At 70.5% G+C, this 20725-nt stretch carries 14 protein-coding genes; 2 read left to right on the top strand and 12 right to left on the bottom strand.

The window, feature by feature from the left end; all coding sequences use genetic code 11:
* Positions 1-34: 34 nt before the first annotated feature.
* The 5 genes from Vqi01_RS12985 to Vqi01_RS12965 form a co-directional block, all read right to left on the bottom strand.
* Positions 35-2017 (bottom strand): sensor histidine kinase, encoded by a 1983-nt coding sequence (locus tag Vqi01_RS12985; protein WP_239098366.1) that lies wholly within the window; start codon positions 2015-2017, stop codon positions 35-37.
* A 27-nt stretch (positions 2018-2044) separates the two neighbouring features.
* Positions 2045-2506: a hypothetical protein gene (locus Vqi01_RS12980; protein WP_204035012.1), complete on the bottom strand. Its 462-nt coding sequence runs from the start codon at positions 2504-2506 to the stop codon at positions 2045-2047.
* A gap of 157 nt (positions 2507-2663) precedes the next feature.
* Positions 2664-3722 (bottom strand): ETX/MTX2 family pore-forming toxin, encoded by a 1059-nt coding sequence (locus tag Vqi01_RS12975; RefSeq protein ID WP_204035011.1) that lies wholly within the window; start codon positions 3720-3722, stop codon positions 2664-2666.
* An 899-nt stretch (positions 3723-4621) separates the two neighbouring features.
* Positions 4622-5773 carry a serpin family protein gene (locus Vqi01_RS12970; RefSeq protein ID WP_204035010.1) on the bottom strand — a complete coding sequence of 384 codons (1152 nt, stop codon included), beginning with the start codon at positions 5771-5773 and terminating at the stop codon, positions 4622-4624.
* Positions 5774-5986: 213 nt separating this feature from the next.
* Positions 5987-6466: a MarR family winged helix-turn-helix transcriptional regulator gene (locus Vqi01_RS12965; protein ID WP_239098365.1), complete on the bottom strand. Its 480-nt coding sequence runs from the start codon at positions 6464-6466 to the stop codon at positions 5987-5989.
* Between the two features lie 109 nt (positions 6467-6575).
* On the opposite strand from Vqi01_RS12965, the gene Vqi01_RS12960 reads away from it, so the two are divergent.
* Entirely contained in the window at positions 6576-7016 is a 441-nt protein-coding gene (locus tag Vqi01_RS12960) for a MarR family winged helix-turn-helix transcriptional regulator (RefSeq protein WP_204035008.1), read from the top strand.
* 11 nt (positions 7017-7027) lie between these two features.
* On the opposite strand, the gene Vqi01_RS12955 is transcribed toward Vqi01_RS12960, so the two are convergent.
* Genes Vqi01_RS12955 through Vqi01_RS12945 form a run of 3 tightly spaced genes read right to left on the bottom strand, consistent with a single transcriptional unit; the run spans position 7028 to position 9212 of the window.
* Entirely contained in the window at positions 7028-8263 is a 1236-nt protein-coding gene (locus Vqi01_RS12955) for an RNA polymerase sigma factor (protein ID WP_204035007.1), read from the bottom strand.
* On the bottom strand, positions 8260-8673 hold the full coding sequence (locus Vqi01_RS12950; RefSeq protein WP_204035006.1) for a YciI family protein: 414 nt from the start codon (positions 8671-8673) through the stop codon (positions 8260-8262). The genes Vqi01_RS12955 and Vqi01_RS12950 overlap by 4 nt, the downstream gene beginning before the upstream one ends.
* A gap of 2 nt (positions 8674-8675) precedes the next feature.
* Positions 8676-9212 carry a dihydrofolate reductase family protein gene (locus Vqi01_RS12945; protein WP_204035005.1) on the bottom strand — a complete coding sequence of 179 codons (537 nt, stop codon included), beginning with the start codon at positions 9210-9212 and terminating at the stop codon, positions 8676-8678.
* Between the two features lie 411 nt (positions 9213-9623).
* Between Vqi01_RS12945 and Vqi01_RS12940 the strand changes: the two genes are divergently transcribed.
* The gene (locus Vqi01_RS12940; protein WP_204035004.1) at positions 9624-10130 is read left to right on the top strand and encodes a hypothetical protein; all 507 of its coding nucleotides are present in this window, start codon (positions 9624-9626) and stop codon (positions 10128-10130) included.
* 31 nt (positions 10131-10161) lie between these two features.
* On the opposite strand, the gene Vqi01_RS12935 is transcribed toward Vqi01_RS12940, so the two are convergent.
* The 4 genes from Vqi01_RS12935 to Vqi01_RS12920 form a co-directional block, all read right to left on the bottom strand.
* Positions 10162-10521 carry a hypothetical protein gene (locus Vqi01_RS12935; protein WP_204035057.1) on the bottom strand — a complete coding sequence of 120 codons (360 nt, stop codon included), beginning with the start codon at positions 10519-10521 and terminating at the stop codon, positions 10162-10164.
* A 115-nt stretch (positions 10522-10636) separates the two neighbouring features.
* Positions 10637-11911, bottom strand: a complete 1275-nt coding sequence (locus Vqi01_RS12930) for a serine/threonine-protein kinase (RefSeq protein ID WP_204035003.1) — start codon at positions 11909-11911, stop codon at positions 10637-10639.
* Positions 11912-11997: 86 nt separating this feature from the next.
* Entirely contained in the window at positions 11998-14208 is a 2211-nt protein-coding gene (locus Vqi01_RS12925; RefSeq protein WP_204035002.1) for a UvrD-helicase domain-containing protein, read from the bottom strand.
* Entirely contained in the window at positions 14205-20633 is a 6429-nt protein-coding gene (locus Vqi01_RS12920; RefSeq protein WP_204035001.1) for a DEAD/DEAH box helicase, read from the bottom strand. Before Vqi01_RS12920 ends, Vqi01_RS12925 begins: the two co-directional genes overlap by 4 nt.
* Positions 20634-20725: the final 92 nt, after the last annotated feature.

Genomic DNA, 20725 nt, shown 5'->3' with positions numbered 1-20725 from the left:
CTCGTCCCCTCACGGTCGTCCCCGCCGTCGCCGGCTACGTCTCCTCGACCCAGGGCAGCCGGACCCGCACCAGGGTCCCACCCCGCGCCCCGGCGGTGATCTCGCAGCTGCCACCGAGTTCGGCCGCCCGGTGCCGGATCGAGTCCAGCCCCACCCCGCCGGGTCGCGGGCCGGCCACTCCGACCCCGTCGTCGGCCACCTCCACCAGCAGCCCGCCGTCACGGCAAACCCGGACCTCGCATCGGCTGGCCCGGGCGTGACGCGCCACGTTGGACAGTGCCTCGGCCACTATCCGGTACGCCGCCACCTCCACCGCGGCAGGCAGCGCCCGCAGGTCACCATCGATGCGTAGGTGCGTTGCCAGCTGCGGGCCGTCGAAGCGCTGACATTCCGCCCGCAGCGCCGACTCCAAACCCTGGTCCAGCGCGGCCGGCCGCAACTGGTCCACCAGCCGACGCACCTCCGCGGTGCAGGTGCGCAGGTCGTCCGCGAGCCCGTCGAGGATCAGCCCGAGCCGTGGCGACCCGGCGGGAAGTTTGCTCGCTGCGCGGACCTGCATCGACATGCCGGCGAACGTGGGCCCCAGCCCGTCGTGCAGATCCCGGCGCAGCCGGCGGCGCTCCTCCTCCCGGGCCAGCACCAGCGCCTCCCGCGACTGGCGCAGTTGGCGGATCAGCCGGGCGGTCGCCACCGCGACCGTGGCCTGCCGCGCCACATCGGTGAGGATCCGGCGCTCCCTCGGGGTGAACCGTTCACCGGTACGGCGATGGGCCACCACCAACTGGCCGACCCGCTCACCGTGGATGAGCATGTCGAACCGCTCCACCGAGGTGGTCGGCGTGCCGTGCACCGCCTGCGGGCGGGGCACCGCGCCGCCGTCGGGCGGGTCGCCTCCCTCGGGATCGTCCACCTCCACCGCCACATAGGGCACCTGCAGGGACCGGGCGATGGTGTCGGTCAGCAGCGCCGGCACCGCGTGCGGCTGCCCGGTCCGCTCCAGCAGGCCGCCGAGACGGGTCAGCATCCCGTACGGATCGTCCCGGTCTCCGTAGAGCAACCGGTTGACGCCCCGCTGCACCCGGCCGCGCAGTGGCTCGAAGGTGATCGCGATCAGTCCGGTGGCGACCAGGGAGGCGTTCGAGGTGTCCGCGCCGACGACCAAATCCCGCAGCAGCGCGACGATGGCCACGAAACCGGCGATCACCAGCAGGCTCATCACCAGCCACACCAGCGTCCGGTTGATCACCTGTTCCAGCTGGTAGAGCCGGTAACGCAGCACGGCGAGGGTGATCGCGCCCGGGATGGCGACCACCATCAGCACCCATGCCCCGGCCAGGTTGAGCATGTCGAGCACACCGCCGAGCAGGAACAGGGCACCCGCCACCAGCAGGCAGGCCAACTGCTGGCGGGTCTGGCCCGTCGCCCGGCGCCATCGTCCGGCCAACGACACCAGGACCGCCACCACCAGCAGCGCCTGCGCGGCGATCGCCAACAGGGCGATGCGTACCAGCACCTGCGCCCGCCCGGTCGCCGCAAGCTCGCCGGAGAAGAGCAGACCGCGCGGGTCGTCGAGGGCGGCGATGGCGAAGGCGCCGGTGGTCAGCCCGGCGCAGCCGACGAGACCCGCGGCGACGACGCGCCACCGCGGGCCGGGTAGCTTCCCGTCGGGGAAGACCAGCAGCGCCAGGAAGACCAGGGCGTACGGCGGCCACCACAGCCACTGGCCCAACCAGGCCAGCGGCAGCCACGACGACCAGCTCAACGCAAGCACCGCGACCGTGGCGACCAGGCCGGCGGCGAGCATCAACCGGCCCACCGGATGGGCGGGCACCCCGGCCAGCACCAGGGCGCCGAGTGCGGTGAACGCGGCGGCGAAGACCGCGGTCAGCGTACTGGGCCCGAACAGCAGCGGGTCCCGCTGGTAAAGCTGGCCGGCCAGGACGAGCAGCGCCACCGCCACCGCCGCGCCGGCCAGCAGGCCGCGCCGACTCGATATGAATCCCTCACCCGGCGCCACGGTGGGCCTCCTGGTCACTGATGCCGGTCAGTGCGCCCAGCCGGCAGCGTGCATGGCGTTGTGCAGGAAGTTGCCCCTGTGCGAGCGGTGGTGCCACGGCATCTCGTCGATGGCGTCGGTCAGCGTGCCGTCCAACAGCGGCAGGGCGTCCACCGCCTCGGCGACGCCGAGCCGGTAGGGGGCCAGGAGCTCCGGGTTTGCCCGCAGGAACCGTTCGAGGTGGTCACGCACCGCCTCCAGCCGCCGCCGCACCGCCGCCGGATCGGCGGGTTCGCTGCTCGGCCGCAGGTCGACCAGGCGCCACTGCGCGTCGAGCACCGGCGCCAGCCGCCGCCCGGTGGTGTCGAAGAACTCCACCGCGCCGCGCAACTCGTCGCCCTCGGACTGCTCCGCCAACAGCTGGTGAAGGTCCAGGTAGGTGTGCGCGAAGGTGTCGTCGTTGGCGATCAGCAGGATACGGCCGTCCGTTTCCGCCGGGACCAGGCTCATCTCGCTCTCCTTTTCGGTGAATCGGACCGACCGTAGGGCACCAGTCCAAACGGTGGTCGGGACGGCTCGGGAAGCCCCCCGGTCGCCCCGAGCCGCCGCCGTCCGGCTGCCGTGGCGGCTTTTCGAGGCCACGGCAGCCGGCTCATCTGCTGTCCTACTACGCTTGCGTGATCTTGAGCAGCTTGGCCTGCGGCTGCACGACCGGGGCGGCGGCGGGCGTACCGTCCAGGTTGTACTGCTTCAGGTTGACCTGAACGTTCTCACTGTTGCCGCCGGCGAACGAGCCACCGACCGTTCCCCAGAGCCGGGCGCCGCTGCGGTAGATGAACTCGCCGCTGAGCGAGTACGGCACCCTGATGGTCGCGTGCGTGACCGTGACCGTCGCCTCCACGATCGATCGCGCCGGCACCACCACGGGCTGCCGCCAGGACACCGTGCGGCTGCGGGAGGTGGAACCGTTCTGCGTCCAGCTGAACGACCCCTCGGCCGAGACCGTCACCTTGCCGTCGGCGAAGATCGGGACTCCGGCTCTGATGCTGGTCGACACCGACACCCGGACGCCGGTGGTGTCCGACCATCCTTCGGTGTCCGTCACCGTCTTCGTACCGCTGATCTCGGTCGTCTGCGTCACCGTCGTGTCGTTCTTGTTCGTCACCTTGTCCAACTGCTGCAGCGTCGTGCCCACCAGTTGCGCCCGCGCCAGGTCGTAGCTGACGTTGTAGGCCATGAACTCGACGATCTCGTCCATCTGACGGCAGCTCGACTTGTTCGGTCCACCGCCGACACTGATCGCCGTCACGCAGATGTTGTGGGGGGCGGCCGAGGCGGGCAGCACCACGTCGAAGCCGTGTGCCGCACCGTACTTCGGATAGGCGGCGGCGACGTCCGACCGGTTCTGGTTGGCGACCATGGACCGGGCCAGGACGCCGTCGATGGTGATGTTCACGGTCAGCGGCGTGGTCGGCGCGTCGTCGTCCGCCGTCCAGCCCCAGACGTGCACCCCGGAGGGGGACACCGTCTGCCGTGCGCCGTCGAAGGCCAGAACCGGAGCGTACGTCGGCGGCGGCGGATCCTCCGGCAGCTCGAAATCGCAGATCGGCGGCGGCGTAGGCACGTCACAGTTGGGTGCTGCGGACGCCGGCTGCGCCATCACCAGGGCCATGGCCCATCCGGTCACGACGGCACTCAGGAGCGCCGCATTTCTTCGTACTCGCATCGAACCTCGATTCCTCGTCGCGCCTCGTGCAGAGGCGTGCCATCCGCCGGAGCGCCGGCAGCGGCCGTTTCGCGTGGGAAGTCTGTTCGGGCGGCAGACCCGAGCACCAGGGACAGCTGTCCCGGCGGGTCGGGATGTTGTCCCGGCCCGCCGAGGCTGGCCGAGTGACGAGGGCGCACTGCTTCTGTCGACCTGACAGCACAAACGAATCGGGCGACCTTGATCATCGCCGCTCGCCGTTCCGCCGCGATGGCGGTGTCCCGGCCGATCGGAGACCGCCATACCGACGAAACGGAGTCGATCAAGGAGACCGGCCGACCGCACGAAAGCTTCTACGCGCCGCCGGACCGGTTTTTCTGCCTCACCCGGCGAGGGTGTCGGCGAACGGGCGCTGGCAAGCTGCGCTTCGCTCCGAGAGCGTGATGTCACAGGGACATGAATATTTCACAGTGACATGACGCTCAACCAGACAAGCGCCTCCGAGTTCGCTGCCTTGGACGATCGCGTCCTGCCGCGACGATTGGTCGCCGCACTACCGGTCTTGGAGGTTTACCGACGTAGTGGGCGGGAAGGGCTGTCCAAGACAGGTGAGGGTTCTATCGACGTCTAGCGAAGGATGACCTGGTGGGTGGCGCACGCGGAACAGAGATCGTCAACGGCTGGCCGGAAGAATCCCGTGAGGCAGCTCGGCTGGTCATCGACGCGTACGGCGAGCCACACGAAGCGACCGAGTCGCTGCTCGTCTGGCACGATGTCGGCCCCTGGAAGCGTATGGTCGCCTCGCGCGACTTCTACGCCCACGAATTCCCTACGTCGCACACCGATTCGGTCGAGTCCTTCATCGACTACCGGGTGCCGGCGGACATGCTCGCCCAGCTCGCTGAGTTCGCTGGAAGCTGCTACGGGCCGGTGACCAGCGGGTCGTGGACCCGGCCGAGAAACAGCGGTACGCCGGTGAACCAATCGTGGATGACGTACAGGAACGGCCGGTTCACGAAGAACTGCGGCCCCTGCGGGACCGACGGCGGCCGGACGATGACAGCCGATCCGGCTGCCGCCTCGGTGCCCTTCTCGTCCACCGCGATGAACGTCTCGTGCATCACGTCGTCGATGCACAGGGCCGGATCGGTGCTCATGGCGGTGAAGTCAGCCTGCGACGTGAATGCCGTGGGCATGCCGAGGCTACTCAGCACGGCAGCCAGCTCGGCCGGCAGGCGGAACGCCCACCGAGGCAGGCGCAGCTCGACGGTGGCGATCCGGAACCCGGCCAGCAACGCGCCCAGCCACGCCACGTCGAGGTTGGCCTCGACCGCGGCGAGGTCGTCCCGGGTCGGCATGACGATGGCCATGCCCAGACCGTCGCCCGCGAACGGCACGTCGACCGCACGCCACCCGTCGCCCTCCAGGTAACCCATCGCGTCGAACGGGCCGCGCATCATCGCAACGTCGACAACGCTGCCGTCATCCCGGGTGAACGGCGCCGTCGCCGTGGCCATGGCGTTGAACGGATACCTCCAGGCCGCCTTGAGGTAGGTCGTGTTGGTGAGGATCAGGCTGGTGTCGGCGCCCACGACGCCGGACGGCAACAGTTCCGGGATCTTCGCGTTGGTCCGGTCGGACACCCAGGTGTTGATCTGCTGGCGGGTCGCCTCCGGCGCGCCGCGGAAGTCGACCGGGTGCGGCGCGGCACCGTAGTAGCCGGCCAAAGTGTCCTGGAAGCCGGGCCGCAGGCCCAGGTCGAGTCGCGTCCACAGGGCGTTGGCGGTGGTCAGCAGAGGCCGCGCGATTCCGTCGCCGTCCTGGTACCGGTCGGCGAGCACCTGATCGATCGTGTTGAGCCCGCTGTCGAGCGCGCCGGGTCGTGGATTTGGCGCGTGGAGCACCGCATCCATTTCGTCCGCCGTGGTCGAGCCGGCACCCGCCCTGGTCATCGCGAGCGCGAGCCCGACCGAGTACGGCGCGCACACCACGTTGCCGCTGGCACGGGTCGACGCCAACGCGCGGTAGAGGTCGGCCGTGAAGCCGCGTACCGCGGTCGCGGCGGCACCCATCGCGGCAGGATCAGGGGGTACGCGTACCGGATCCGTTGTTGTGGCCGACCGGCCGAGCCAACGGGATTTACCTGGGGCGGCGGTGAGGGCGGCTGCTGCGAGCGGCACCGTCCGCAGAACCGATCTACGCGAGACCATGCCGCGACGGTAGTGCAGTCTTGTCGGGATGCACCAGGTCAAGACCGCAAATACATCGAAGTCTGATAATTTTCATTACGGCGAGTGGTGGTCCAGTAGGCGGGTGAGTAGTTGCACGAACTGGTCGCGTTCGGCGGGGAGCAGCGGGGCGAGTAGCTTCTCGTGAAGGTCGTCCAGGACCTTGTCGAGGCGGCGCAGATGCCGGCGGCCCTGGATGGTGATCGTGATGACGTTGCGGCGGCGGTCACCGGGATCCGGCGCCCGCTCGACGAGGCCGCGCTCCGCCAGTTCGTTGAGGACGCCCACCATGTCGCTGCGGTAGATGCCGGCACGTCGGCTCAACGTCGCCTGGCTGCCCGGGCCGTACTCCTGCAACGAGGCGAGCACAGCGTAGTGCCACCTGCGGGCGTCGGCCTTGGCCAGCCCTTCGGTCACCAGCCGATCCGACTGGGCGGTCAGTTGTGACAGCAGGCGGCTGGCACGTCGGCGCAGCCTGTCCGGCGTCTTCATGCCGCCGTGGTCGGGCATGTGCGCGGCTTCGGCTCTGCTGGTCATGACGCCGATCATACCCCGTTGCGTTAGTCGGGCTAACGATGTACGTTCGCTCCCATCACAAACGTTAGAGCGATAAACGTTATCGTAACGAACGAGTTTGGAGGTCACCGTGACGACCACTACGCCTGCCTTCGGCACCGCGCTCATCGGCCAGACCGAGAAGGCGCTCAACGCGATCCTGGACCGGCAGCTCGCCGGGACAGGCATCACCGAAGCCCAGTGGGTGACCCTCACGCTGATCGTGGTCAGCGGCGAAAACATCGACCGGGCCGAGCTCATTCGCCGCATCAGCGCTGCCACCCAGTTCAGCCCGGCGGCGGTGGCCGAACGCGTCACCGAGTTGACCGCCGCAGGGTTCCTGCGCGACGGCGGCGACGGCCGCGTCCAGGTCACCGACGAAGGGCAGGCGCGCTGGACGAACCTCCGCACCGCGATCGGCCCGATCACCCAGCGACTGTGGGGCGACCTGCCGGCCGAGGATCTGGCCACCGCGGGCCGTGTCCTGGGCATCGTCCTGGACAGGGCGAACGAGCTGCTGGTCGACTCCTGAACCCTCAGGGTTCATGTCAGGACGGTTGCGGCCTGTCGGTGGCCATGAGGCGCTTGGCGAACAGCAGGCGCGGCGCCTGCGCGGCGGCCCTCACCAGCGCGGCTTTCGTGCCGCAATCGGGCCGCTTGCTTGGTGAGGTAGTCCCGCTCGGCGGTGTTACGCGCCCTGGCCGCCGCGCGGTGGTAGTGCTCGGCGGCGACGTCGAGGTGTCCCGCCCGCTCGTGCAAGCGGGCCCGCACCGCGTCGAGCCGGTGATGGTCGCCGAGCCGCGCCGCAAGTTTCTCGACGGCGCTCAGACCGGCGAAGGGGCCGTCGACTTCGCCGACGGCGACTGCGCGGCTGAGCGCGGCCACCGGACTGTCGGTGAGGTCGAGGAGTTCGTCGTACCAGGCGAGAATCTGTGTCCAGTCGGTTTCCTCAGCGGTGCGGGCGCCGTCGTGCAGCGCGGCGATGGCGGCCTGGAGCTGGTACTCGCCGCGCCGGTCGCGGGCCAGGGCCGCCTGCAAGATGCCCACGCCTTCGGCGATCTCGGCCTCGTTCCACCGGGTGCGATCCTGCTTGTCAAGGGGAATGAGGCTGCCGTGTTCGTCGGTACGCGCGGCGCGGCGGGCGTGGTGCAGCAGCATCAGCGCGAGCAGCCCGGCGACCTCAGGCTCATCGCAGGCGCGCGCCAGCTGGCGGGTGAGGCGGATGGCCTCGGCGGACAGGTCGACCCGGCCGGAATAGCCCTCGTTGAACATCAGATACAGCACGCGCAGCACGACCGCGACGTCGCTGGGCTGCACGAACGGCTGACCGCTGACCGTTCGTTTCGCGCGGCTGATGCGCTGCGCCATCGTCGACTCCGGCACCAGGAACGCGTCGGCGATCTCTCTGGTGGTCAGCCCACCGACGGCGCGCAGCGTGAGCGCGATCGCCGACGCCGGGCTCAGCGCCGGATGGCAGCACAGGAACAGCAGCAGCAACGTGTCGTCGGCCTGCTCGGCCGGTCCGGGCTCAGGCTCGTGGTTCAGCGTGTCCTCGCGCCGCCGCCGCGCCGCCTCGGACCGCCGAGCGTCGATCAGCTTGCGGCCGGCGACGGTGAGCAGCCAACCCAACGGTTCGCCGGGAGGCGCGTCGCCCCAGGACCGATACGCTTCCAACAGCGCATCCTGCACGGCATCCTCGGCCGCCGCGAAGTCGTTCCCGCGACGGACGAGGACGCCGAGCACCTGCGGCGCGAGGACGCGTACGACGTCCTCGTTCATTCCACCGCGGCCGGGGCGCCGCTCATCACCGGCCGCACCTCGATCCACTCGTAGAGCGGTTGCCCGCCCTTACCCGGCGCGGACGACAGGTACGCCGCAACCTCGTACGCCCGCGCTTCGGACTCGACGTCGATCATGAACCAGCCGGCGGCGAGTTCCTTGGTCTCCGGAAACGGACCATCCGTGGTCACCGGGGCCGCGCCCGGCCCGCCGTAGCGGACGTACGTCCCTTCTGGGCTCAGCGCCTGCACATCGACGAACTCGCCCCGCTTGCGCAGCAGCTCGCCCACGTGACGCTGGAACGCCATGTGCGCGGTGATCTCGTCCTCGGTCCACTCGCTCATCGGCACGAAGTTCGGATGGTGCTCCGGCCCACCCGTGTAGCGCTTGAGCAGAAGATACTTCGGCATTGTCACTCCTCGTGTTCCGTGGCAGCCATCGAGCCCTGACCGGTCGCGTTGGCCGGGGCGGCGGTGGCACGGCGCCGCCGCTGGCCGTCGGCGGCGTACGTCGCAATGATCGCGCCCGTGCTGGTCACCTGGCTGTCGACCAGCCGCAGCGGTCGGTGTGCGTTGTCCTCGCGGAAGAGGCGCTTGCCGCCTCCCACCAGCACCGGATCGATCATCAGCCGGAGCTCGTCCACCAGATCCAGGGCCAGCAGGGTCTGGACGAGCCCGGGGCTGCCGATGACATGCAGGTCCCGCCCCGGCTTCGCCTTCAGCCTGCGCACCGCCGCACCGATGTCGCCTGCCAGCAGCATCGAGTTCGGCCAGCCGAGCGGCTCGGCGAGGGTCGCCGAGGCGACAAACTTGGGCAACGTGTTCAGGGGCTCGGCGAGCACCTGCTGCTCCTGCGGCGCGTTCGGCCAATGAGCAGCGAAAATTTCGTACGTGCCGCGCCCCAGCAGGTAGCCGCCCGCACCCCGTACGTTCTCGATCACCTTCCGCACCCGAATCCTCCTACCGGTCGTCGTCCGCCACTCCACCTGCACGGCGGAGCGGCTCTGTCACCGGCTAGGACGGAGCCAACCGCCCGACTTCGACATGCAGCACGGGCCAGGGCACGCCCCGGTTCAGGAATCCTGACCCACGGCGTTCCGGCCGCTGCTGCCGAAGGCGCGCTGCTCCTGTCGACCTGACAGCACAAACGAATCGGGCGACCGGCGGCTCGTCGTGGGAGTGAGGCCCCATCGGCGTGACAGCACCAACGGTTCAGCTCGACAGGCTCCGGCGCGAGGCAGCGGTAGCAGGGCGTGGCGCGACCACGCCGCGTTAGCATCGATGCGGCGCGAACGGGCCACTGCCCGACTGAAGGGAGGCCAGTGGCGGCGACACAAACATCGCTCCGGCGGTGGGCCGGCGTGCCCAAGTGGGTTCAGGTTGTGGTGTTCACCTCTGTCGGTGTCTTCGCGTACGGGGGGATCGTTCACCTGGGCGACCTGCTCGGGGTCCGGCCGGGTGGCCCAAACCCGTCCACGCCCATCTGGCTGATGTGGTACTTCGCCTTGCTGACCGTGTTCGACCCGCTCGCGGCGCTGTTACTGGCGCTGCGTCGGATCGAAGGGCTGTTGCTCGGCTGCGTCGTGCTCGCCAGCGACGCGGTGGCGAACGGCTATGCCAACTACGTGCTGGACACCGCTCCGGGGGTCACGCTCGGCCGGATCGGCCAAGCGTTCATCGCGGCGCTCGCGGTCGCCCTTGTCGCGGCGGTGCCCAGGGCTGCGCCCTGGCTGCATCGGCCGGGACGTTTCCGGCCAGAGAGAAGCGCCCCGGCGGGCCGGCAACATGTCGGGGACCCGCGCCAGCACTCCCAGCATCCGCAAGGTGGAGCCGTCGTCCATGAGCGGGGTGGCGGAAGTCAACCGTAGCGGCTCGTTCCCACCAAAGCTGCGGGCCTGCCTACTGGCCGAATGTGTAGCGCAGGTTCGCGTTGATCAGTTCGTTGAGCCGCTTGCGCAGGTGTCCCAGCAGCGACGGGTCGGGCAATGGCTCGGCGACCAGCAGCGTCCAGCGCAGCTGCGTGCCTTCGCTCCCGTCGGGCAGCAGGTCGAAACGCACCTGAGCGTCCGGTCGCCTGGGCCACAGCGACGACCATACGACCAGGCGCGGGTGCTCGGCGTGCAGGATCTGCGGCGATTGCTCGTCGTCGAGTAGCCGCAGCCAGGGACGCGCTGGGTCGCGGTCGGGCTCGGTGAGCGCTTCGAAGACGACGGCCGGTGGAGGTGGTTGGCCGCGCATGCGGCTGCCGGCTTCGAGCATGCCCAAGACTAAAGGCGAACAGCCCATCGTGCGCAGCGATGACGTCAGGCGGTCGGCGCGGGTAGCGCGGCGACTCGGGCCAGCACCGGCCGCCACGCACCCTCCTCCCCGTTGATCAGCGCCGCGAGGAAGGAACAGCGGCGGCGGTTGACAAGGTTGGATCGGCGAGCTCCTGCCGGCAGATCGTCGCGTGCTGCCGGCACTCGTCGGCGAGGTCGGCATCGGTCCCCGCCTGATCCAGGTCGTCCGCCAGCGCCTCGAACTCCTGGCACGCTCGCCTGAAGTCGCCGGCGAGCAGGTGCAGGTTGGCGATGTCCATCCGGAGGGCGACGGTCTCGGCGGCGTGGGGCTGCCCACCGGCTGCGCGGAGGATGCGCCCCAACAGCTCGGCCGCCTGGACGAAGCGTTCGTGCTCGGCGAGCTGCTGTGCCTGCGCACGCGCCTCGCTCAGTTGCTGCGGCGACAACCGCACCGGCGCAGGGCCGGCCGCCGACGACGCAGGCCGGGCCGGCACGGGTACGGGTACGGCCGGCAGTGACGCGTTCGGGGCGTCCTCGTCAGCGAAGGGCACAAGCAGCTTCTCGACCTGGGCGGCCGACGGCGGCCGCTCGGCGGGCTCCTTGGCGAGCAGGCAGAACAGGAGGTGCGCCAGATCGTCCGGCACGTCGGGCCGATGTTCGGTGACGACGGGGATCGGCGAGTGCATGTGCCGGCGCAGCATCTCGGGCGCGTTGGCCGCCTCGTAGGGCGGCCTGCCGGTGAGCATCTCGTAGAGGACGCAGCCCAGGGCGTAGAGGTCGGCAGCCGGTCCGACCAGGTCGCCGGCGGCCTGTTCGGGAGCGATGTAGGCGGGCGTGCCGAGGGTACGGCCGGTGGTGGTGAGACGGGACGCGTCGGCCGGCCCGAGCAGCGCGGCAACGCCGAAATCCAGGACCTTCACCGCGCCGCTGGAAGTGATCATAAGATTCTGCGGCTTCAGGTCCCGATGCACGAGGGACGCGCCATGGGCGGCGGCGAGCACGGAACAGATCTGCGCGGCGATCGATGCCGCCTCGCGCACCGGCAGCCGCTCCTGCTCGGCGATGTGGTCACCGAGGACGATTCCCCGGACCAGCTGCATGACCAGGTAGAGGTCGTCACCGTGCTCGCCGAGGTCGTACACCACCGGCACGCCGGGATGGTCGAGCCGGGCGGTGGCACGTGCTTCCCGCCGAAACCGCTTGACCGCGATGTCCCGCTCATCCTCCGGCACCTCCAGCTGCCGGAGGAACTTGACGGCCACCGGCCGGTCGAGCCGCTCGTCGTAGCCCGCCCAGACCTGTCCCATCCCGCCGCGTCCGATCGGATACGTCAACTCGTACCGGTCGCCGATGCGGTCCCGTGCCTGCAACCCTGGCCTCCCCTTGTCGCCCGCCGGCCCCGCGGCGTCGCCCGCCGGCCCCCAGGGCAGGGGCGCCGGCCGGCAGGGGCCGGCTGTCACGGTAACTGGCGTTGCACGAGCCGGCTGGTGAGAAACGGGCTGGGCGTGCCGTGCCAGGACACCACCAGCTCGTCGCGAGCACGGGTCGCCGCGACGAAGAGCAACGACCGGTCTCGCTGGCGTTCGCGCTGGTAGCGCTTGGGGTCGGTGTCCCGGTAGCGGCTGATCAACTGCCGGGGTACCAGCCCATCGCTGACCCCGGCGATGATCATCCGTTGGTATTCAAGGCCCTTGAACCGGTGCATGGTGCCGACGTGGATACCGTCAGGCTGCTTCGGGCCGTCGGGGCCGATCTCCACGGCCGGCAGGCCGTCGGCTTCCAGGCGCGCGATCACGTCGGCCGCGAACTCCCTGGTCGGTACGCAGAGCGCCACCGAACCGTCGATCGGGTTGCCCCAGGCGCGCACCTGCTCGGCGAGAAGATCGCGCTCCTGCGCCCACGTCGCCGCGCCTCGGAAGGAGGGCTGGCCACCACGCAGCAACGAACGGTAGCCGGCCAGATCTTCCTCGCCGCCGTCCAGGTCGTCGTAGACCTCACCGGTCATGATCTGTAGTGCGTCGGCGAGGATCTGACGGGTGGTGCGGTAGCTCAGCGTCAGCCGCGAGGACCGGCCACGAATGTTGATGCCGAGGCTGCTCAGCGTCACGTGGTTGTCGTAGATCCGCTGGTGGGTGTCGCCGGTGAGGAACATGTCGTCCGGGCCGGAGGCGACCATCGCCCGCAGCATCTTCCAGTGGGCCGCGCTGAGGTCCTGCGCCTCGTCCACCACCACGTGGCGGTAGCGGGGGCGATGGCGACTGCCGGAGGACTCTGCCGAGCTGGCGGCGGCACGGTCCATCTCGAGTCGGGCGGCGCGTTCGGCGATCTGTCGCCACGTCCAGATGCCCTGTCCTTCCAACCAGGTGGTGAACCGCTCGGCGAGCCGCCAGATCTGGTCGCGTTCCATCCGGTTGAGGCTGCGTCCGCGGTTTGGGCGCCGGGCCTTGAAGTAGTCGGTTCGGGAGTTGAGTACCTGGCCGAGGATCACCTGGGTCCATTCGGCGGCCAGGAAGTCGGCGTCCCAGCCCGCGTCGCCGGTCTCGATCAGGAAGTCGGCCCACAGCTGCGGCACGTCGTTGTCGTTGACGACCCGCCGCCCACCGCCGGCCCTGGCCTCCGAGACGACCCGGCTGGCCAGCCGGTCGATGTTGACGATGTCGACCCGGGCGACGAGTTCCTCGCCGCCGAGTGCCATGAGACGGGTGCGCAGGTCGGCCGCGAGGTTCCGGTTGAAGGTGGTGAGCAGGATGGGTTTGTCTGTGCCGGGCGGCAACTGCCGGGCGAGGTACGCCACGCGGTGCAGGGCCACGATGGTCTTTCCGGTGCCCGGTCCGCCACCGACCCGGGCGGGGCCGTTGTACCGCCGCTCCACCAGCTTGCGCTGGGTGGGGTGCAGGAAGATCTGCCACCGTCCGAAGGACTCGACAAGCATCGCCTGCAGGGCTTCGTCGTCGGAGGTCACCTGGGTGGCCGGCCGGGCCACTGCGGCCTCGAAGTCCTCCGGGTCGATCGGTTCCTCGGCCCGGACCGGGTCGGTGACCTGGGCGCGTACCTCTTCGTAGGTCTTGCCGTCGAAGAGGGCGAAGAGCACGTCGGTGGTGAGCTGCGGTGCCCGGTCGAGCAGCTCCAGCAGTTCCGCCTCGGTGGTCAGGGCGCGGATCTGCGGTAGCAGCGGCTCGGCGACGCCCAGTTCCAGGAGTTGGGCGTCGGAGTAGTGGCCAAAGATCGGTTGTGACCTCGGCCGCGGCTCGACCACCGACGGATCAGCCACCGCAGGGACGGCCACGGACGAATCCGCGGAGACGACCCGGCCGACGATGCTGTCGCCGACCGGCGCCAGGTCGATGACTTCGATACCGCCGGTGACCCGGTTGATGCGGTACGCGTACCGGCTCAGGTCGTCGTACACCTCGCTGCGGTGCTTGACCGCGACGAGCAGGAAGTCCCGCTCGGCGACGTTCAGCAGCAGCGCGCGGTAATCCCGGTTGATCCGCGCGGACATCAGCCGCGAGTCGCCGTGGAGTGACTTGAGATGGAGGCCCGGGTTGTCCGGGTTGTGGCGGAACTTGTGGGTGAACTCGTAGACCGCCCCCTTGTCCGCGCGGCTCAGCTTCATCACCTCCCTGTCGGCCCGATCGAGCATCCGCAGCATCGCTCCGGTCTTCATCGGTCTGCTCCCCCACTCGTCGCGGACAGCCGCGCCGCCAACTCGTCCACCGACCATTGCCGCGCAGTTCCGGCACGCCAGCCCGCCTCGGCGTACGCCCGATCCCGGTCCTCGATCTCCGGATCGTCCGGCGACCCGCTGAGCACGATGGCGATCCGCCGCTCGGGCCAGGCCAGTTCCGCCTGCCAGCCCTGGTCCCCGAGTTCGTAACCGACGACCGGCAGCGGCAGGTCCCGCTCGGCCAACTGCTGGACCAGACCCTCCAGGGTGCCCTCGTCGGGATCCACGTAACGCAGCACGTCGCCCCAGGGCGAGCCCTCCTGCACCGGCTGCGCCGGGGTCGGCTGGGTGACCGCACCGAGCCAGGTCGCCGTCTCCTCGTCCAGCGGCAGGGCGCGTCGGGTCAGGGAGAGCCCGGTGCCCTCGGCGACGGCCATCGACGCCGGTTCGAACGTGTCGAGGCTGGAGACCACGAGCTGTCCGGCGTCGCCGCCTCCCTCGGCCAGGAACTGGATGACGTTGCCCCACGCCAACCAGCCCGCCCAGCGCTGCTTGTGCCCGTCTGCGGCGACCGCCGCTGGCAGGTCGTCGAGCACCGCCAGCGCCGACCATGTCGGCAGCGGCTTGTTGCGGCCGTCAACGAGGAGCGCCAGGGTACAGTCGGCGGCGTCGCGGGCCCGCACGACCATGATCTTTCCTTGGGCGGCGGGTGGCGGCAGTGGCTCGCCACGCAGCGCCGCGAGGAGCCGGTCGGCGACGCCGCCGGAGTCACAGCGGCTGTTCTCCCGGGCCTGCGGGAGCAGACCGGCGAGGACGGCCTCGGCCCGCCGCTGCCAGCGGTGCAGGTCGGGCTCGGCGAGGAAGCGCAGCAGTTGCTCGATCGGGTTGGCCCAGACCGTCGTCTCCAGTTCGTCCGGGTCGGCGCCCGGCAGGAAGGTGCGGTACCGCTCGCGGGCGGTCTGCCGGCTGATGCCGCCGTACGGCAACCAGCGACCGGGCCGCTCCGCGTTGCCCCACGTCGCCACGTCGTCCCAGGTGGCGGCGAAGACCAGGTAGCCGTGGGCGCGCAGCCTGGCCCGTTTCTCGGCGTCGTCGGCGAGCCGGTTGTACTGGCTGGAGGCGTGGTACTTGAAGCCGTCGAGGTAGACGGCGACCTCGGGCGACGGCGCGTCGAGGCGTGTGAAGTGCACGTCCGGTCGGGTGCCCTGGACGGTGTTCTGGAGCTTCATCTGCCAGTGGGTGACGTTCTGCCCGCCGTCGGTGACGAACCGGAGATCAGCGATGCGGGCGCCGTCGTGGTCGGTGCGCTTCTCGACCCGCAGGCCGGAGTTCGGCGTGGCGCCGAGGGCCAGCAGCTTGGTGAGGAAACGCATTTCCAGCTCGCTCTCCACCTGGTGGATCAGCGAGATCTCGTCGGTGCGGGTGCCCTTCTCCACATTCCAGCTGTCCAGGAGCTTGTCCAGCATGCCCAGCGCCTCGTCGCGGCTCATCAGGGCGAACTGCTCGTTACGGGCGTAGCGCAGCAGGCAGCGGTGGCAGACGGGCTTGGCCTGGCGGCGGCACTCGCAGTTGGCGATCCGCTGCCGGGCCAGTTCCAGCACGCGGCGGAACTCGTCCGGTTCGGCGAGCCGGTGCAGGTATCCGGTGCCCTGCGGCTGGGTGTCGAAGACCACGACGAAGTTGCGCGTGCCGTCGCTCTGCCCGTCCGGCATGGTGGCCGAGACTGCTTGAAGGTGCGCCGGGTCGCCACCGTACTGGGCGGCGATGCCGAGCCGGATCGCCGCGGCGAGGGAGACGACCCGCTCCGCCACCAGCGCGGTCGCCGCCGGGATCAGGATGCGCAGCGCCTCGGTCTCCAGCTCGTGGGCGAGGATCAGGTCGACGTGGGCGTCCGGCGCGGCCGGCGAACGCCGGTACGGGCACCAGGGCCGGTGGTGCTCGGCGCCCTGCACCACCGTCGCCCCGGACGCCTGCGCGGCGAGTTGCTGGCTGATCGCCGGAGCGCCGTCGACGGTGGTGCCGCCGCACGAGGTGCAGGTGTGGAAGCGGTTGATCCGCACCTCCTCGCCGGCGAACACCTCGGCGGCCCGGTCGAAACGTTGGGCGCCCAGGTTGAAGTGGCGGATCATGGCGTGCCGGCTGTAGTCGACACCGAAGGTCTCGTGGGCGTGCCGCCAGGACGAGTCGACCTTCGCCGGGTCGATGTCGACCGCGACCGTGGTGGCGTAGAAGCGGCGCGTACGGTCGTCACTGTCGTCGCGGATGCGCGCGTCGTCGCGCTTGTCGCGGCTGTAGACGCGGCTCGGCTGGAGGACCTGGAAGAGTCGCCCGTGATCGGCGATGCCCCGGTCCTCGCAGCGCGGGCAGGGGCTGGTGTCCTCCTGTGCCAGGTGGGTGCGGACGTAGCCGCACTGGGCGCAGACCCGCCACTGCTCGTACGCGGGCCGATCGGCCGGGCCGACCTCCAAGCCGGAGATCTCATGCTGGTAGCCCCGCACGTAGTAGCTGTTACCGGGGACGATCTCCACCAGCGCCTGACGGGCGGGGCGGGCGTACTCGCGCAGCTCGCTGTGGAAGCGGCGGTCGCCGTTGACCTGTTCCTCCCAGGTGAGGGTGGCCTCGAGGTCGGTGCGGGTGTCGGTGAGGGCGTAGTTGGGCAGCAGTCCGAACTCGACCAGGGTGCCGTGCGCGGCGGCGCCGCTGATCTCCCGCAGCCGGCGTCGTGCGGCGGCCTCCTCCGCCTTGAGCATCTTCAGCTCGCGGGCGTGGTCCGGGTCGCTGGCCACCAGCGCGCCCCGGGCGGCGGCGATCTCCTGGAGCCGGCGCCGCAGATCGGCCAGGCGCAGCTCCCAGTGCTCGTCGGCCTCCTTGACCCGGTGGACGACGCCGTCGACGGCGAACTCGCGCAGTTGATCGGCGGCGGTCCGCAGGATCTTGTCGCCGAAGAGGGCCAGGAAGTCCTCGACCAGGCGTGCCCCGTCGCGGCGACCGGCCTCGGCGAGGTGGGCCAGCCAGCCGCTCGGGCCGAAGAGGACGTGCGCCCGGCGGGGCATCGGCAGCACACCGGGCAGGTGGCCGCGGGCGGCCAGGTCGATCAGGTGGGCGAGGTACTGCCGGCGCAGGATCTCCACGGCGGAGAGGAAGCAGCCGGGTGGCACGATCTGCCCGGCGATCATGTCGCGCGGCTCGGTGAGGTAGTAGCGGTCCCGTTCGGTGCGACCGACCAGGGTGAGCACGAGCGCGTTGCCGCTCTTGCGGCCGGCGCGACCGGCCCGCTGGACGTAGTTGGCGGGCCCGTGCGGCAGCGACGCCAGCACCACCGCGGAGAGCGCGCCGATGTCGATGCCCATCTCCAGCGTCGGGGTGCAGGAGAGGACGTTCGGGTCGGTGTAGCGGCTGCCGTCACGGAACTGCTGCTCGACCTTTTCCCGCTGGGGCCGGGTGAGCATGCCGGTGTGCTCGCCGGTCACCACCCGGAAGACGTCGCTCTCCAGGTAGAGCCGCCGGTAGTAGTCGTGCGGCGCGGTGTCGTCGGGTGCGGGTCGGAGGCGACCACGGCAGCGGTACTGCCGGCACGGCTGGCCGTCCCAGTCGGCGACCCGGTCGGGATGCTCGGTCTGCTGCCACTGGCAGGTGTCGCAGCCGACGCCGGCCGCGACGGCGGCGGTGTCGTCGAGGCGGGTGACCCGCAGGTGACCGGGGAGCAGCCCGTACACGGTGTTGCCGTCCTCGGTGTCGCCGGTGGCGACGATGCCGGCAGCGGCCAGGGCCGGCATCAGCCGGCTCAGGTAGCCGGCGGCCTCGCCCAGGTCCAGGCCGAGGCAGCGGGCGGTCCAGTCCTGGTACCAGTTGCCGCGGGCGGTGATCGCGTCGAACTCGGAGCGGGATTTCGGGGTCGCCAGCAGGAAGGCGGGCGCGGAGACGCCTCGGGGGAAGGCGGGCATGCCGGCGGGACGGCCACCCCACACCTGCCACCGGGTGCCGCCGCGCCGCAGGTACGGCACCAGCCACTCGTGGTAGACCGCGCCCCGGATGCGCAGCCGTTCCAGCAGGCCGCGCAGGAAGGCCAGGTAGCGGGCGTCGTCGGGTGCCGCGCCGTCGAGCTGGCCGGGGCCGGTGAGCTGCACGTCGCGGCAGAGCGCGATCGCCGTCGCCGGGTCGTCGAGCGCCACCTCGACGGCCACGGTCCGGGTCAACTCCAGGGTGCGGCCCTGCCGGGAGCGCAACCCGGCCTCCAGCAACGTGGCGAAGACGAGCCGTTCGCCGATCAGCGACCAGGTCTGCCGGCTGCCGGTCTCGTCCCCGGCGAGCAGGCCGTCCACGCCCGGCTGGCCGTGCAGGTCCGGCGGTACGACGGTGGAGAGGATCTCCGGCCGGGCTGCCTCCGCGACCATCTGCACGACCAGGTCGTCCAGCCCGACGGGCTGGCCGGGGGTGAGCTGGTCGGCCAGCAGCGAACGCAGCGAGAAGGCGTACGACCGGTTGGCGACGAACCCGGCCCGGTGTGCCGCGTCCTGGACGGAGTCGTTGAAGAGCAACGTCTTCCGTTCCGCCCGGTCCAGCTCACCGCCGGTGAAGAGCTGGGTGATGGCCACCGACGCGAGAGTGGCCAGGCCGGCACCGAGGAAGCGGATGCCATGGTCGAGCTGGCAGGAGGGGCAGCGGTCCTTCTCGGCCGCGTCGATGCCGAGCAGGTCACCGAGCACCACGATCTCGTCGTCGCCCGACGTCCGGTCGCGTTGCTCGTCGTAGGGGCGCACCCGGCGGCCGTACTCCAGCACCAGCAGGCCACTCACCCGCTGCCGGATCTCGTCGTCGGTGGCCGCGATCAGCGCCCGCACCCGGCGCTTGTCCCGCCCGACGCTGGCCCGGTAGATCTTGTCCGGGTCGGTCTCCAGCTCCTGCGGGTCCTTTTCCGGCGACAGCGCCATCCAGCCGGAGCGTCCGCAGTGCCGGCAGTAGACGGCCGGCAGCCGCAGGTGACGGTTGTCGGCGATGACCGTGTCGCGCTCGGTGGCGTAGGGGTCCAGCTCGCGGGGCGCTTCGCCGTACCAGCCGAAGGTGGCCTGGTGGGAGGTGCCGCGCAGCAGCCGGGAGACGGCGCGTACCCACAGGTGGGTTTCGATGTTGAGCAGTGGTCTGCGCGGATCGTGCGGGTTGCGGGCCATGGACAGCAGCCCGACGAATCGGGCCAGGGCTTTCGCGGTGGTCTCGGGTCGGCTCTTCATCGCGCTGCCCCAGCCGGTGGCGTTCTTGCGCGGCAGCACGTCGATGATCTCGTCGAAGGTGCGCGGGGCCGGGCCGAGCGAGTCGAGCACCGCCTTGGTCAGCGGATGCTTGAGCAGCAGCTGCCCGAGTTGCTTCGGCTTGCCGAGGCAGTCCTCGCCGAGCACCAACTCGGCGACCTCGGCCATCATCTTCGCCGGATCCCGGCCGTCGACGGCGGCGATCTGCTCGGGGCTGGGCAGCGGCAGGCTGAAATCCTGTCCGGCCATGAACTCGCCGGGCTCGTAGCGCTCCTCCCCCACCAGGGAGTCCGGGTCGAACGCGATGCCGAAGACCTGCTCGGCGACCTCCCGGATGGCGGTCCGGCCGTCCCGGCCGCCGCCTTCGCCGAGGGTGGCGGAGGTGGCCACCGGGCAGATCGGCCCCAGCGGGCGGTCCGGCTCGGCCAGGCCGAGCGCGGCGGCCAGCCGGCGCAGCAGCATCGCCACGTCGGTGCCTTGCGCGCCGTCGTAGGTGTGGAACTCGTCGAGCACCACGTACGCCGGCTCGGCGCCCTCCCACAGCGGCAGGTCGTCGGCGCGCTGAAGCAGCAGGTCGAGCATCTTGTAGTTGGTGATCAGGATGTCCGGCGGGGTGCGGCGCATCTCCGAGCGCCGGTTCATCACGCGCGAGTACTCGATCTCCGAGACGTCGCCGATGTAGAGGCCGGCGGTGACCTCGGCCAGCGCCGGGTCCTTGGTGAGCAGTTCGTTGATGCGCTGGGTCTGGTCGGTGGCCAGGGCGTTCATCGGGTAGAGCAGGATCGCCTTGACGCCGGCCCGTCCCTGCTGCCTGCGCCGGCGGCAGTGATCCAGGACGGGGATCAGGAACGACTCGGTCTTGCCGGAGCCGGTGCCGGTGGTGATCAGCGTCGGCTCGGCGGCCTTTCCCCTGGTCGACAGGCGGGCGAACGCCTTGGCCTGGTGCCGGTAGGGGGTGAAGTCTTCCGGCGCCCAGTCCAGGCACGCCCGCCAATCACCGTCCGCCGGGCGGAAGGGGGTGCGGATCCGCAGGTACGGTCCGCGAAAGATGCCCTGCTCCGGGTGGGAGAGAAAACCCTCCAAGCCCTGGCGTACGCCCTCCTCGGTCAACCCGAAGGTGGTGGTCAGGTACTGCGTGAGGGTCCGGCGCAGGGTGTCGGCGGCGATCGTCGGCCTCATGAGCGCATCACCCGCGGCATGCTACGTCAATATCCACTGTGGTTGACTGGGCGATCAGCCATAGTGGAGCCTAGGTCAGATACGCGACACCC

The organism is Micromonospora qiuiae, from assembly GCF_016863555.1.
In the GTDB taxonomy this organism is placed as follows: domain Bacteria; phylum Actinomycetota; class Actinomycetes; order Mycobacteriales; family Micromonosporaceae; genus Micromonospora; species Micromonospora qiuiae.
The sequence above is the reverse complement of the archived record's forward strand: the minus strand, read 5'-3'. Positions and strand labels throughout refer to the sequence as shown.

What these genes read in the sequence shown, in the direction of transcription:
- Vqi01_RS12970 (WP_204035010.1), bottom strand. Translation starts at nt 5,773, where the DNA reads ATGGGTGCCGCCGCGACCGCGGTACGCGGCTTCACGGCCGACCTCTAC.
- Vqi01_RS12925 (WP_204035002.1), bottom strand. Translation starts at nt 14,208, where the DNA reads ATGAAGACCGGAGCGATGCTGCGGATGCTCGATCGGGCCGACAGGGAG.
- Vqi01_RS12975 (WP_204035011.1), bottom strand. Translation starts at nt 3,722, where the DNA reads ATGCGAGTACGAAGAAATGCGGCGCTCCTGAGTGCCGTCGTGACCGGA.
- Vqi01_RS12955 (WP_204035007.1), bottom strand. Translation starts at nt 8,263, where the DNA reads ATGAACGAGGACGTCGTACGCGTCCTCGCGCCGCAGGTGCTCGGCGTC.
- Vqi01_RS12950 (WP_204035006.1), bottom strand. Translation starts at nt 8,673, where the DNA reads ATGCCGAAGTATCTTCTGCTCAAGCGCTACACGGGTGGGCCGGAGCAC.
- Vqi01_RS12980 (WP_204035012.1), bottom strand. Translation starts at nt 2,506, where the DNA reads ATGAGCCTGGTCCCGGCGGAAACGGACGGCCGTATCCTGCTGATCGCC.
- Vqi01_RS12920 (WP_204035001.1), bottom strand. Translation starts at nt 20,633, where the DNA reads ATGAGGCCGACGATCGCCGCCGACACCCTGCGCCGGACCCTCACGCAG.
- Vqi01_RS12965 (WP_239098365.1), bottom strand. Translation starts at nt 6,466, where the DNA reads ATGACCAGCAGAGCCGAAGCCGCGCACATGCCCGACCACGGCGGCATG.
- Vqi01_RS12935 (WP_204035057.1), bottom strand. Translation starts at nt 10,521, where the DNA reads ATGCTCGAAGCCGGCAGCCGCATGCGCGGCCAACCACCTCCACCGGCC.